Source organism: Vibrio sp. 10N.286.51.B11 (genome assembly GCF_041469245.1).
GTDB classification, from domain to species: Bacteria; Pseudomonadota; Gammaproteobacteria; order Enterobacterales; family Vibrionaceae; genus Vibrio; species Vibrio crassostreae_C.
Map to the genome: position 1 here is coordinate 8,652 of NZ_JBFRKI010000005.1, position 14,337 is coordinate 22,988.

Here is a 14,337-nt window from a genome sequence, read left to right on the forward strand (position 1 = left end):
ACAGATACTTATCTGTCGCCCTTTTGTTTATTTCATCTCAGTGAATAAGCTAAAGCCAATTAAGCCGATACCAACTTAGTCGTCGGCATAAATCTTCACTTCAACACGACCTTGAGTATCAACGCTTGCACGATACATTCCTGAGCTGTTCATACCAAAATGTATATCGCCTTGGCCATCGATAGCGATCAAGCCACCTTCTCCACCCATGGTTTTCAATTCACCTTGAATGATCGTTTCACAAGCGGTGTGCACATCTTCTTTCAGATAACGCATTCGTGCTGCGACATCACTGGCGACCATTTTACGTAGGAAGAACTCACCCATCCCGGTTGTTGAGACGGCAACATTGCCATTTTCAGCGATGGTTCCTGCACCAATGATCGGAGAGTCACCCACACGACCGTATTTCTTATTGGTCACGCCACCGGTACTGGTTGCTGCCGCTAAGTTACCCGCTTGGTCTAATGCGACCGCACCAACCGTGCCGTACTTTTTATCGTCAGGGTATTTCTCAGCTTGCTGTTCATCATATTTCGCTTCAGACAGAGCAAAGATGCCTTTCTCTTTCATCGACTGAAGTTGGTCATAGCGGCGCTCAGTAAAGAAGTAGTCTTGCTCGGTAAAGGTGTAGTCATGCTCAAACGCAAACTTCTCGGCACCTTCACCAATCAGCAACACATGGTCGCTTTTCCGCATCACATCACGTGCAAGCTCAATTGGGTTTTTGATATGGCGAACGCCTGCAATAGCACCTGCATCCATTTCGCGGCCATGCATCACAGAAGCGTCCATCTCAACAAATTCATCATGCGTTAAAACAGAGCCCCTACCGGCATTAAAGTGCGGGCTGTCTTCCATCACCTTAACCGATGCCACTACCGCATCCAGAGCATCACCACCCGATTGCAATATTTGATAACCAGCCAAAACCGATTTTTCCAAAGCCTCGGTAATACCCGCTTTTAATTCATAGCTCATTTGCTCGCGCAAGATGGTTCCTGCACCACCATGAATGGCAATTGAAAAAGGCTGTGACATACAAACTCTCCACTGACGTCGTCTTATAATGTTGTGCTATCAATACCACATCCATGGTTCGATGTCTGATAACGAAAACCAAACTTTTACGAATGCTTAGATTTGCGGACACTTAGTTTGGTAGAGAAAAGCGAGGTCAAAAAGCGAGACTCCTAAACGCAAAAAGCCTCCACAAGGGAGGCTTTCAAGATTCTTAAACTAAACCGTTAATTCGGTATTAGTGAGAACCACAGCTACCGCCGCCGCAGCAGCCGTCTTTTTTCTCTTCACCGTGGTCATGGCCTTCGCCACCACAGCAACCGCCTTCGTGGTCATGATCGTAGTCGTGACCGCCACAGCCGCCTTCTTGGTGTACGTGACCGTGTTGAACTTCTTCTTCAGTCGCTTCACGAACCGCTACAACTTCAACGTCAAACGTTAGAGTTTGGCCAGCTAGCATGTGGTTACCATCAACAACAACTTCGTCGCCATCTACTTCAGTAACTTCAACTGGGATTGGACCTTGGTCAGTATCCGCTAGGAAACGCATGCCAACTTCGATTTGCTCAACACCTTGGAATACGTCAGCAGGAACACGTTGAACTAGTGCGTCGTTGTGTTCGCCGTATGCGTCTTCTGGAGTAACAGTTGCAGAGAACTTGTCGCCAGCTACTTTGCCTTCAAGCTCTTTTTCAAGACCTGTAATTAGGTTGTTGTGACCGTGAAGGTAATCTAGTGGAGCTTCTGCAGTTGATTGGTCAACTACTACGCCATCTTCAAGTTTCACTTGATATGCAACACTAACTACTACGTTCTTTTCAATTTTCATGAGAGCTCCAAGGAGGTTTGGACTAAGCTCGAACAGTTGAGCTTAGGAAAAATTCTGTACCGGGATATTATGGGGATCAATCAACGAAACTCAATCATTCTGGCTTAAAAATACCGATCATTTCTTGATTCGCGTGTTCAGATTTCTCTACAGTTTTCGGTTTACGCTGTTCTGTGAAGTCACAATCGACACATTCCACCAGCTCGATATTATTTTCAATCCACCAACGGAGTGTGTCTTGAGTGTTGCAACTTGGGCAGCTTGCCCCTGCGATAAAGCGTTTTTTCTGTTTCACGTTCATATCCTTTACTGCTCTGGATTCGCGGTTCTTCCCACTCACTTTATTGATAAGTTAAGCAGAGACCGCGTTTATTATTAGGTTAGTTCTATAGTCTGTTATTTCTATGCCCAAGCTCAAGCATGAGTTATCACTTCAAGCTACTGCCAATAGTTTCGAGATTGGTGATCGTTTTCCATCTCGTGTCCAAAGATCTCTTCAAGTTCTTTACGAGCCTCTTTCGCTCTTTGGGCTAACTCGGCATCTTCGTTATGCTGAGGCAGCAACTCTTTCAGCATACCATTATCCAACTTTCTAAAGTGTGCTTCTGCTCGCTTCGCTTTATATGGATGCATGCCAAGTTCAGTCAATGTTTGACGACCTAAATCCAATGCTCCAAGGAAGGTTTCACGCGAATAGTTACTCACACCGTGGTTAAGTAGTTGATACGCTTCAACACGGCTTCGTGCACGCGCCAAGATCTTTAAGCGTGGGAAGTGCTGCTTACATAAATCGACGGTTTTCATGATTTCATCTGGGGAGTCAGTACACAACACAATCGCCTCTGCTTTATCAGCACCGGCTGCGCGTAATAGCTCTAGGTGAGTCGAGTCTCCGTAAAACACCTTGTAGCCGAACTTTCTAAGGATGTGTATTTGGCTGGCATCACTTTCAAGGACAGTGATACGAATCTTGTTGGCATACATCAGACGACCAATGATCTGACCAAAACGACCAAAGCCCGCAATAATCACTCGAGGGCTGCGATCAACCACATCCGAAGACATCGCACTTTCACTGATTTGATTAAGCTGACGTGCAAAGAATCGGTCTTGCAGTTTAAGCATCAATGGCGTGGTCACCATAGAAAGGCTCACAACCACCAGTAAGAACGACACTTGTTCGCCACTTAAGATGCCTTGAGCACTCGCCGCAGTAAAAATAACGAAAGCGAACTCACCACCTTGGCTAAGGATCATCGCCATTCGGCTGCGTGCTTTAGCTTGAGTGCCGAAGATACGAGCCAGCGCATACAGCACCAAACCTTTCAATACGACTAGCGACGACACTGCAATAAGTATTGCGAATGGGCTTTCTGCCAGTAGACCTAGGTTTACCGCCATACCCACAGAGATAAAGAACAGACCAAGCAGTAAACCTTTGAATGGATCAATCGCGATCTCAAGCTCGTGTCGATATTCACTTTCAGCCAGAAGTACGCCCGCTAGGAAGGTACCTAATGCCATCGACAAGCCAATCCGTTGCATGATCACAGCAATACCAATCACAAGTAACAGCGCCGCGACGGTGAATAACTCACGCACACCACTCATCACTACGTATCGGAAAAGTGGTCTCAACAAGAAGTGGCCACCGACCAGTAGGCCAATCACGCCACCCAGCATCCACAGCATGTCAGCCCAGCTACCGCCGGTATTACCCGCAAGTAGAGGCAACATTGCTAGCATTGGAATAACAGCGATATCTTGGAAAAGCAGTACTGCAAAGCCCGACTGCCCTGCTTCTTTGCCGCCGAGCTCTCGCTCTTCAATAACACGCAAGGCAATCGCAGTCGAAGACAGCGCCAAACCCATACCTATCACGAGACTGGTTTGCCAGGTTAATCCAAATAGACAGGCGATGGCGGTAATAATTAGAGTGGTGATCAGCACTTGCGCGCCGCCCAACCCGAGAATGGGGGCTCGCATCTGCCACAGTTTTTTCGGGTTAAGCTCTAAACCAATCAGGAAGAGCAGCAGTACCACCCCGAATTCGGAGAAGTGCAGAATCGCCTCTACATCACTGATTAAGCCCAGCCCCCATGGGCCAATTGCCACACCTGCTAATAGGTAACCGAGTACTGAACCCAAACCGGCGCGCTGTGCGATAGGAACCGCAACCACAGCAGCCGCTAAAAATATAACGCTACTTTGTAGAAAATCATTAGTCAGAGCCATCATCTGCTCCTATATCTTGTAGCGGGTCTCGCAACCAATTTCGATACGCTTCGGCGTGTTGGTAACGCGTCATATCGGTGACATTTCGTGCCCAGTGTAAAACCAAAGGGGATATCCAGTTCATTTGACACAAAGCAGCGGTGAGCTCGAATGGTTGCAAGATCTCTTGTAATGGATATTTATTATAACCTGCGGCACCAAACGCCTCTTCTTTACCACCGGTAGTAATCACACTGCGCCAGTGTTTGCCTTTAAGCGCACTTTGCTCACCAAAAGCAAAGCCCTTGCCTAACACGCGATCAAACCACTCTTTTAACAATGAAGGACAGGAATACATGAACAGAGGATGCTGAAACACGATCACATCGTACTGAAGGAGCAATTCATGCTCATAAGGCACATCAATAAAGAAGTCAGGGTAGATGGCGTAGAGATCATGAACTTTGACATGACCGAGCGACTCTACCTTCTTAACCATCATCTGGTTAGCAATAGAGGTTTGCGGCTCTGGGTGCGCGTAGATGATCAACACCTTTGGCACGACTTTGTCTGTCGAGGGAGTATTACTCATTCCTTTGAAACATTCCTTTGAGGGCTAAACGGTGGCAAGGCCACAAGAATTTAAGCAAAAGTTATTAATATGTTATTGGCATCATAACGCAAATTGCATTGTGATCGACTTTTATCTGGTTTCAGCCTACTATGCAGGCGTCTGTTCACCTCTAATTTCTATGCTATTTCAATTATGATTACTTTCTCTGATATTCAATTGCTACGCGGCGGTAAGCCACTCCTCGACCAAGCATCTGCGACTTTTCACCCTGGCGACAAGATCGGTTTGGTTGGTAAAAACGGCTGTGGTAAATCTACGCTATTCGCCTTAATTAAGGACGAACTGTCTATTGATGCGGGCTCATTCAGCAAACCTGCCCATTGGGAAATGGCTTGGGTTGCTCAAGAAACCCCTGCATTAGAAAGAACAGCAATTGAATACGTGATTGATGGTGACCGTGAATACCGCGGCCTTGAAGATCAACTAGAGAAAGCTGAACAAGCCGACAATGGCACATTGGTAGCAGAGATCCACGGCAAGATTGAAACCATTGGTGGTTACAGCATAAAGGCACGTGCTGCCGAGTTACTGGATGGCCTAGGCTTTAGCCAAGAACAAATGACATGGAACCTGACTCAATTCTCAGGTGGTTGGCGTATGCGTTTGAACCTAGCGCAAGCCCTACTGTGTCGCAGTGACCTACTGCTACTCGATGAGCCTACCAACCACTTGGATTTAGACGCAGTAATGTGGTTAGAGCGTTGGTTACAAAGCTACCCTGGCACGCTAGTGCTTATCTCGCACGATAGAGACTTCTTAGACCCTATCGTCAACCGCATCGTGCACGTTGAAAACCAACAGCTCAATGAGTACACGGGTAACTACTCATCGTTCGAAACCCAACGAGCGCAAAAACTGATTCTGCAACAAGCGATGTACCAAAAGCAGCAGAAACAGATGTCTCACATGCAGAGCTACATTGACCGTTTCCGTTACAAAGCTTCAAAGGCTCGCCAAGCGCAAAGCCGTATTAAAGCGCTAGAGAAAATGGAACAAGTGCTGCCTGCTCAGTTTGATAATCCATTCAGCTTTGAGTTTAGAGAACCAGACGCGCTACCAAATCCAATCATGATGATGGATGAAGTATCAGCGGGCTATGATGACAATCTGATTCTAGAGAAAATTCGCCTGAACCTAGTACCGGGTAGCCGTATTGGTCTACTTGGTCGAAATGGTGCTGGTAAATCAACACTGATTAAACTGCTTTCTGGCGAACTTAAACAGCAAGGCGGTGAACTGAGTTATTCGCAAGGCGTTAAGATTGGTTACTTTGCACAGCACCAGTTAGAAACGTTGCACCCAGAAGAAACACCGCTGCAGCACATGATGCAGATTGCCCCTAAACACACCGAGCAACAATTGCGTGATTACCTAGGTAGCTTCGGTTTCCAAGGTGAAAAAGCACTTGATAAAGTAGCACCCTTCTCAGGTGGTGAAAAAGCGCGTTTAGTTCTGGCGCTACTGGTATGGCAAAAACCGAACCTGTTGCTACTCGATGAACCAACCAACCACTTGGATCTCGACATGCGTCAAGCGCTGACTTTTGCCCTGCAGACGTTTGAAGGCGCAATGGTTATCGTATCGCACGACCGTTACCTACTGCGTGCAACTACCGATGATTTATACCTTGTACACGACCGCCAAGTCGCACCGTTTGATGGTGACTTAAGCGATTACTACAAGTGGCTAACCGAGCAACAGAAAGTTGAGCGCAAAGAAGCACAAGCATTGGCACCAGCCAAAGACGGCGCCAACAGTGCAGCAGCGAAAAAAGAGCAGAAACGTAAAGAAGCCGAGTTCCGTAAACTGACGGCACCACTTCGTAAAAAGCTCACTCAATTTGAAAAGCAGATGGATAAATTAACGCAGGCTCTTGAAGAAGCTGAGCAAGAATTATCCGACACATCACTGTATGAAGCTGAAAATAAGGCTAAACTGAATAAAGTACTCGCTCTCCAAGCGAGCAGTAAGTCACAGCTAGAAGAAGTTGAAATGGATTGGATGTCCACTCAAGAAGAGCTTGAGCAGATGGAACAGGATATGGATAGCTTATGAGCCCAGAGCACGCCCCAATATCACTAACACTGGAACGACTATGGCAATTTAGCCTTCAGTATTACAGTGTGCGCGGTGTAAAGGATGTGTGCTTAGCTTTGCAAAACCAGTTCCACGGCAACGTCAATCTACTGCTGCTTCTCAAATGGCTTGATGAGCAGCAATTGTCTTTTGCTGAAGAAGAGTGGCATAAAGTTCAACAGTGTTTAAGCCGCTCTGAAACCCTGCTTCATAGCTATCGAGAGCTACGTAAACATCTCAAAGCACACGTTGTCGACTCTCTATACCGTGAAGCGCTAAAGTTTGAGTTACAGCTTGAAAAGCAACAACAGTCCGATCTGGTCGACTGTATAAACTCCCTACAGCTGTACGCTAACCAGCAATCACCGCTCACTTTTCAGTACTGTCGTTTATTAGGGGCTGAAAACCTCTACGACGCTTTTTCTGAACCAGCACCACAGCCCTAGCTCATTCTCTTTCCCTTTTATTCAATGAAGATCCAAGCTTAACCTTGATATTATTCAAACGGTTACCCATAGCCTGTTTTTGTATCTCGTATAAGTGAAGCCTTGCGCTTATGCCGAGAATCAACCAAGCTCAAATAAAAACGTGGGCGTTTCGTTACAAACTCAACACGTTATCAAAACCCGTAAAAGAAGCATGGATCGTTTTTATGACAATATTTACCGCAGCTGCTGGTCTCTCTAATCCGCACTTACAAACCTTAGTGCCACGGTTTATTCGAAAGCAGGCGCTGTTTCATCCTCACTGGCAAACCTTAGAAACACCCGATGGTGACTTTCTTGATCTTGCTTGGAGCGAATCACCAGACGGTGACACCTCAAATAAGAATGATCGCAGTAGCAAGCCGATATTCGTTCTATTCCACGGTTTAGAAGGTAGCTTTGAGAGCCCTTATGCCAATGGATTAATGAATGCGTTTGCTAAAGATGGTTGGTTGTCCGTGATGATGCACTTCAGAGGCTGCAGCGGAAAACCCAATCGCCTGGCTCGCGCTTACCATTCAGGTGAAGTCGAAGATGCGCGCTTTTTTCTAAGACACCTGCACGCCCAGTTTCCGAATAACCCTAAGGTTGCGGTTGGCATATCTTTAGGTGGAAACATGCTGGCGAACTATTTGGCTGAGTACGCAGACTACCCATTGCTGTCGGCGGCGACCATCGTATCTGCTCCTTTTGACTTAGCGTGTTGCTCTAGTCGCATTGAGCGCGGTTTCTCCAAGCTCTATAAGAAGTACCTGCTCAACTCTCTAAAATCGAATGCGCTAAAAAAGGTTAACCTGCTACAGGAAAAACTTGGCATCACCGCTGAAGCCATCAAGAACATCACCAAACTGTATGAGTTTGATGAACGAATCACTGCGCCTCTGCACGGCTTCAAAAATGCTCAGGACTACTATGCTCAGTGCTCAGCGCTTCCTAAACTTAATAAGATTAAACTACCGACTCAGATCATCCATGCCAAAGACGATCCGTTTATGACAGACGACGTAATTCCAAAGTTCGTGTTGCCTGACAACATCGACTATCGCCTGTTTCAAAAAGGCGGCCATGTGGGGTTCATTACCGGTAGCACGCTCAAACCAAGGTTTTGGTTAGAAGAAGCATTACCCGCCTACTATGAAAGTATTCAAGATTCGGCATAATGACCGAGCCTTTTTTAAGGACTGAGTAGTAGACGTCACTAGACACAGTAATCAACACATCAATAAACCTATTTATGAACATAAAAGAGAGAAGTATTTATGATCATCCCATGGCAAGACATTGCACCAGAAACACTGGAAAACCTCATTAAAGAATTCGTGCTGCGTGAAGGCACAGACTACGGCGACGTAGAGGTTTCACTGCAAAACAAGATTGATCAAGTGAAACATCAATTAGCCTCAAAGGAAGTCAGCATCGTATTTTCTGAGCTGCATGAAACCGTTGATATTCAAGTCACAAAACGCTTCTAGGCTGCGCTCATAAAGGAGCCGTGTTATAGTGGTAAACGATTGCTAACAAGTAAGTTACTCAAAAGACAAGGGTTGTCATGTCCGCTAAACATCCAATTATTGCGGTGACGGGTTCATCAGGAGCCGGCACCACCACTACCTCAGAAGCCTTCCGAAAAATGTTCAATATGATGGACGTGAAGGCCGCTTGGGTTGAAGGGGATAGTTTCCATCGCTTCACTCGACCAGAGATGGATGTCGAGATCCGTAAGGCTCGCGAGCAAGGTAAGCACATCAGCTACTTTGGTCCACAAGCCAACGATTTTGGCGCATTAGAAGAGTTCTTCCGTCAATACGGTAATGAAGGTACCGGTAAAGTCCGTAGCTATCTACATACCTTCGATGAAGCCGTGCCTTACAATCAAATGCCGGGCACCTTTACGCCATGGCAAGAGATCCCCGAAAATTCCGATGTGATGTTCTACGAAGGTCTTCATGGTGGCGTGGTAGATTGCGACATCAATGTCTCACAACACGTCGACTTGCTGATCGGCATGGTGCCAATCGTCAACCTTGAGTGGATCCAAAAATTCGTTCGTGACACACGCGATCGTGGCCACTCACGCGAAGCAGTAATGGATTCCATTGTTCGCTCAATGGATGATTACCTTAATTACATCACCCCACAATTTTCGCGTACTCACATCAACTTTCAGCGTGTCCCAACCGTAGATACATCGAACCCACTTAACGCTAAAGGGATTCCAAGTTTAGACGAAAGCTTCGTGGTTATACGTTTGCGTGGCATCAAAAACGTCGATTTCCCCTACCTTCTGGCTATGATAGATGGCTCATTTATGTCACGCCACAACACGCTTGTGGTGCCAGGCGGCAAGATGAGTTTTGCTATGGAGCTCATTGTAAGGCCCATCCTACAACAGCTCATCGAAACCGGAAAAATAGGCTAACAAGACGCCATTCTGGTTGATTACTTTTCATACCGTGATCATGTGCACAATTTTGCGTAAAAAATCGTAGCTTGGTCACGATTAAAATCAAGAAATAGTACCTGAAAAAGGATACTATTCTTAAACGAAACACAAGATAGCTTGCAGCGCTCAACGAGTGCTCTTATCCTACAAGTCAATCCAGGCTTAGCTAAAATACGGAAAGCGGCAAGCATACCCTGCAGAGGAAGTAAGATATTATGGTTCTAGGTAAACCCCAAACCGATCCAACATTAGAGTGGTTCCTTTCACACTGTCATATTCATAAGTACCCTTCAAAAAGTACTTTGATTCATGCTGGTGAAAAGGCAGAAACCTTGTACTACATCGTTAAAGGTTCTGTGGCAGTTCTTATCAAAGACGAAGAAGGTAAGGAAATGATTCTTTCTTACCTAAACCAAGGTGACTTCATTGGTGAACTTGGCCTCTTCGAAGAAGACCAAGAGCGTACTGCATGGGTTCGTGCAAAATCTCCTTGTGAAGTAGCTGAAATTTCTTTCAAGAAATTCCGTCAACTTATCCAAGTGAACCCAGATATCCTAATGCGCCTTTCAGCGCAAATGGCAAACCGTCTACAAGTAACTAGCCAAAAGGTTGGTGACTTAGCGTTCCTTGACGTAACAGGTCGTATCGCTCAAACGCTACTTAACCTAGCGAAACAGCCAGATGCAATGACTCACCCTGACGGCATGCAAATCAAGATCACTCGTCAAGAGATTGGCCAGATCGTTGGTTGTTCTCGTGAGACAGTAGGTCGTATCTTGAAGATGCTAGAAGAGCAGAACCTAATTTCTGCACACGGTAAAACTATCGTGGTATACGGCACTCGTTAATCTCGATTAACTGAGCCAAAAATTTGAAAGCCACCAAATGCAAATTTGGTGGCTTTTTTGTTTTCTAAAGATCTAGAGAGCAGATGCGAGATACGAGAAGAACTCACAAAATCCTATTTGTAAACTTCCTCGAAGCGAAGCGTACTCGAATCTCTAGGACAAAGTCCGTGCTCGTACCTTTTGTTAACCGTTGGTGCTCTCAAAGATTTTGTCAGCTGATGCTGCAACAAAACCTGTGTAAAGCTCACCGTTGACCATCGCATAACGCTTAGCGAACTCATAGAAGCCGCCAGGAATCATCTCATTGCCTTCAACAAATGAAACTGGGACTTTGTCTGCCATTGTTGATGATTGCTCTAATAAGACCTCTGGAGAGCCTTTAACCTGACCGCCAGATGCATTGATCGTAAAGCCTGACTCGCTCAGGTAGTCATTCACCGCCTGCACTTCATCAAATTCATTTAGCTGGTTCACACTCACCGTAAAGTGGTTTGCACCATATCCATGAGCCGCGAGCCAAGACGCGTATTCGCTCTCTTTCGCTAGTACTTGGAAGTCAGCGAAGCTCAAATCCCAAAGACGACCACCAAACAAGAACTCATGACCTTGAAGCTTACTTGAGTCCACTTGCTCAACCAACTTAGCAACGATCTGTTGCAAGTCACTTGAACACTCTTCGACCTTCAACTCACTAATGAACACTTTTGGTTGTTTTGGATCTGGGTGCTCGTAATGCTTAGCCACCAACTTCTTGCTCTCAAACAAGTAGTCGCCACACGCCTTATAGCCTAACTCTAGGAAAGGCTTCGCTAATGTTTCAATACCCAAAGGAGCAACATTGAAAGTACGCAATGCAATGTGATCATTAATCAGCGCTTCGTCTTCTTTCAGCAAGTGATGCACTTTCTCAGCCGATGGACAAAGCCTGTGAATGTAATCGTCCCAAAGTGATTTAAAGAGTAGATCGGGCGTCATGGTGACTCCTTGTCAAAGGTTCTAGCAAGCTAGTAATTTGGATAAGAGAGGGAGAGGCTGAGACACAGAGTCAGCAGCCATCAGCCTGTGACATACTTTTTCTATTATTATCTACCGCCCAATCTAGGTGTCGGACGTGATGGAAAAGGAAAGCGATAACACCACTTCCCTATTTCAAGCTTAACGCATGAGCCTAAGACTCATTAGCCTAAATTAAAGCTCAATACCCGGGCTAAACGTTGCTGGAAGTTGAGTTTCACCGCCTTCCATTGAAGCCATAGGATAAGCACAGTAGTCCGCCGCATAGTAAGCACTTGGGCGTAGGTTGCCTGAAGCACCCGGACCACCAAATGGTGCATCACCACTTGCGCCTGTTAGCTGACGGTTACGGTTAACAATACCCGCACGGATATGGTCAACGAAGTATTCCCATTCAGAATCATCTGTTGATACAAGACCCGCAGACAAACCAAAACGAGTGTCGTTAGCTAGCTCAACCGCTTGCTTTAGCGATTGGTAACGAACCACTTGTAGCAGTGGACCGAAGTACTCTTCATCTGGCAGTTCGGCAATGTTGGTTGCGTCGATAATACCCGGAGAAACAAACGCCGCTTGACCCGCTTTTGCTTCTACTAGGCTGACGCCGCCTAACGATTGTAGATTCGCTTGCGCGTCCAGAATGAACTTAGCCGCCGCTTCAGAGATCTGAGGACCCATGAAGGGTGCTGGTTCAGCGAATGGCTGATCAACACGAATCTTTTGCGTCGCTGCGACCAGCTTATCGAGTAGCAGATCCCCCTTCTCGCCAACAGGAACATACAAACGACGAGCACATGTACAACGTTGACCTGCACTGATGAAAGCCGATTGGATAATCGTATAAACCGTTGCGTCTGCATCACCATATTGGTCACTGATCACCATAGGGTTATTGCCACCCATCTCTAGTGCCAGCATCTTGCCCGGTTGGCCCGCGAATTGACGGTGAAGGATATGACCGGTATTTGCACTACCTGTGAACAGCACGCCATCAAGACCTTTAGCATCGGCTAGTGCGATACCTGTCTCTTTAGCGCCTTGTACTAGGTTGATTACGCCAGCTGGAAGGCCCGCTTCTTGCCATAGTTTCATCGTAAACTCACCCGTCCAAGGTGTCTGCTCTGAAGGCTTAAATACCACGGTATTACCCGATAGCAGTGCAGGAACAATATGACCGTTTGGTAGGTGACCAGGGAAGTTATAAGGGCCAAATACTGCCATCACGCCTAATGGACGGTGACGAAGTACAATCTGGTTGCCTGCCGCTTCACGTGAAGCTTCCCCGGTACGCTCATGGTAAGCACGAATGGAAATAGCAATCTTGCCCGCCATTGCGCCCGCTTCAGTGCGAGTTTCCCAAATCGGTTTACCCGTCTCTTTAGCGATGATTTGTGCGATTTCTTCGCTGTTCTCTTTAACTTTTTCAGCAAAGTTCAACACGATCGCTTCACGCTCTGCAAAGCTCAGTTTTTTCCAAACCAAGAAGGCTTCACGAGCTGATGCTACTGCAGATTCAACCTGTGCTGGTGTCGCGCTATCACCCTGCCACACTACTTCATTGTTGTATGGGCTTACTGATGTCATGGCGTCACCTTGACCTGCCACCCACTGTCCTGCTATCCACTGAGTCATACTTCTATCCTTAAAATCTTCGACAGATAATCGCCGCTCTTATTGAGCCAACATGCGAACGAATTCGCCTTCTTTTACTTCAAGAGCGCTTGCTACTTCAGATGATAAAATCACTGTGTCACTTGCTTGGTCATACGCACCTTTCGCGGCTACTGCGCGGAAGTTCTCAAACGAGGTATTACCAATTAGGAAGTCTTTAGAGCTAGAGTGCTCTGCAATTTGAACCTGTGCTCGAATTGAGTGACGCACAGATTCGATGTTTCTTAGATCACACTCAACCGTTGGGCCTGCATCAAAGATGTCGACATAACCACGGTTGGTGAAACCTTCACGTTCCAGCAACTTAAGTGCAGGGCGCGTATTGTCATGTACCTCTCCGATCACCGCTTGAGCTTCTTTGCTCAGTAGGTTCACGTAGATAGGTAGCTTAGGCATTAGGTCAGCAATGAAGCCTTTCTTACCAATACCGGTTAGGTAATCGGCAAGCGTGAAGTCAATCGAGAAGAAATGTTCTTGCAGCCATTGCCAGAAAGGAGAATTGCCTTCCGCATCTGATACACCACGCATCTCAGCAAAGATCGTTTTTGAGAAACGCTCTGGGTGCTCAGCCATCAGTAGGAAACGACACTTAGACATCAGTCGACCGTTTAAGCCTTTGCGGTAATCAGGACGTAAGAACAGCGTACAAATTTCGCTGCAGCCTGTGTAGTTATTACCAAACGTCAACAGCTTAACCACGTTATTCACTTTAAGGCGCTGTGAAGAGTGAACCACTTTACTGATGTGGTACGAGTAAAAAGGCACATCCCAGCCAATGGAAGCTTCGATACCCGTTGTACCAGCAACTTCGCCAGTTTCAGCGTCGAAACCCACCATTAGATAGCCTTCATCACCGGGTTTGGTCACGTCTGCTTTCGCAAAGCTGTATTCAGAATGGGTAATTCGGTTAGTTAACAATTCTTCGTTAACCGGAAGAGATGTGAATCCATGTCCTGACTCAACAGCGCAGGTATGCAACGCGTCGTAATCAGATAGTTTAATTGGGCGAACAACTAGCATCAATATTCCCTCCAGATGCAAAATAGGCCCAAAACCAGAAGCTTGGGCCTTTAGCAAAACGTCATGGGATCGCTCTAATGGCG

Annotated in this window: 14 protein-coding genes; 6 read left to right on the top strand and 8 right to left on the bottom strand. The window is 46.4% G+C overall.

The features are described 5' to 3' along the window. Nucleotides 1-75 precede the first annotated feature (75 nt). From AB4154_RS02100 to kefG, 5 genes are all read right to left on the bottom strand, one after another. A complete protein-coding gene (locus AB4154_RS02100; protein WP_017061107.1) occupies nt 76-1,041 on the bottom strand; it encodes an isoaspartyl peptidase/L-asparaginase family protein in 966 nt (321 codons plus the stop codon). A 217-nt stretch (nt 1,042-1,258) separates the two neighbouring features. Beyond that, the gene (gene slyD, locus AB4154_RS02105) at nt 1,259-1,849 is read right to left on the bottom strand and encodes a peptidylprolyl isomerase (RefSeq protein ID WP_372122088.1); all 591 of its coding nucleotides are present in this window, start codon (nt 1,847-1,849) and stop codon (nt 1,259-1,261) included. A 94-nt stretch (nt 1,850-1,943) separates the two neighbouring features. Further along, a complete protein-coding gene (locus tag AB4154_RS02110; RefSeq protein ID WP_029235422.1) occupies nt 1,944-2,144 on the bottom strand; it encodes a YheV family putative zinc ribbon protein in 201 nt (66 codons plus the stop codon). 143 nt (nt 2,145-2,287) lie between these two features. Beyond that, nucleotides 2,288-4,084, bottom strand: a complete 1,797-nt coding sequence (kefB, locus tag AB4154_RS02115; RefSeq protein WP_017063703.1) for a glutathione-regulated potassium-efflux system protein KefB — start codon at nt 4,082-4,084, stop codon at nt 2,288-2,290. Then, the gene (kefG, locus tag AB4154_RS02120) at nt 4,071-4,655 is read right to left on the bottom strand and encodes a glutathione-regulated potassium-efflux system ancillary protein KefG (protein WP_017061111.1); all 585 of its coding nucleotides are present in this window, start codon (nt 4,653-4,655) and stop codon (nt 4,071-4,073) included. The genes kefB and kefG overlap by 14 nt, the downstream gene beginning before the upstream one ends. A 174-nt stretch (nt 4,656-4,829) precedes the next feature. Here kefG and AB4154_RS02125 point away from each other — a divergent pair, with 174 nt between their 5' ends. The 6 genes from AB4154_RS02125 (at nt 4,830) to crp (ending at nt 10,549) form a co-directional block, all read left to right on the top strand. Then, nucleotides 4,830-6,752, top strand: coding sequence for an ABC transporter ATP-binding protein (locus AB4154_RS02125; protein WP_017061112.1), 1,923 nt, complete (start codon nt 4,830-4,832; stop codon nt 6,750-6,752). Beyond that, nucleotides 6,749-7,219, top strand: coding sequence for a TIGR02444 family protein (locus AB4154_RS02130; RefSeq protein ID WP_372122090.1), 471 nt, complete (start codon nt 6,749-6,751; stop codon nt 7,217-7,219). Before AB4154_RS02125 ends, AB4154_RS02130 begins: the two co-directional genes overlap by 4 nt. A 206-nt stretch (nt 7,220-7,425) precedes the next feature. After that, nucleotides 7,426-8,418 (top strand): hydrolase, encoded by a 993-nt coding sequence (locus tag AB4154_RS02135; RefSeq protein WP_102393048.1) that lies wholly within the window; start codon nt 7,426-7,428, stop codon nt 8,416-8,418. 99 nt (nt 8,419-8,517) lie between these two features. Then, the gene (locus AB4154_RS02140) at nt 8,518-8,730 is read left to right on the top strand and encodes a YheU family protein (protein ID WP_004729649.1); all 213 of its coding nucleotides are present in this window, start codon (nt 8,518-8,520) and stop codon (nt 8,728-8,730) included. A 77-nt stretch (nt 8,731-8,807) separates the two neighbouring features. Then, on the top strand, nt 8,808-9,677 hold the full coding sequence (locus AB4154_RS02145; RefSeq protein WP_372122092.1) for a phosphoribulokinase: 870 nt from the start codon (nt 8,808-8,810) through the stop codon (nt 9,675-9,677). Between the two features lie 239 nt (nt 9,678-9,916). Then, nucleotides 9,917-10,549 (top strand): cAMP-activated global transcriptional regulator CRP, encoded by a 633-nt coding sequence (crp, locus tag AB4154_RS02150; protein ID WP_004729651.1) that lies wholly within the window; start codon nt 9,917-9,919, stop codon nt 10,547-10,549. Nucleotides 10,550-10,732: 183 nt separating this feature from the next. Here the strand turns inward: crp and AB4154_RS02155 are convergent, their stop codons facing one another. The 3 genes from AB4154_RS02155 to astA form a co-directional block, all read right to left on the bottom strand. After that, on the bottom strand, nt 10,733-11,524 hold the full coding sequence (locus AB4154_RS02155; RefSeq protein ID WP_017071309.1) for a DUF1338 domain-containing protein: 792 nt from the start codon (nt 11,522-11,524) through the stop codon (nt 10,733-10,735). 213 nt (nt 11,525-11,737) lie between these two features. Continuing rightward, nucleotides 11,738-13,195: a succinylglutamate-semialdehyde dehydrogenase gene (gene astD, locus AB4154_RS02160; protein ID WP_229647427.1), complete on the bottom strand. Its 1,458-nt coding sequence runs from the start codon at nt 13,193-13,195 to the stop codon at nt 11,738-11,740. A 39-nt stretch (nt 13,196-13,234) separates the two neighbouring features. Further along, complete coding sequence (gene astA, locus AB4154_RS02165) at nt 13,235-14,254, bottom strand: arginine N-succinyltransferase (RefSeq protein ID WP_372122094.1); 1,020 nt, start codon at nt 14,252-14,254, stop codon at nt 13,235-13,237. Nucleotides 14,255-14,337: the final 83 nt, after the last annotated feature.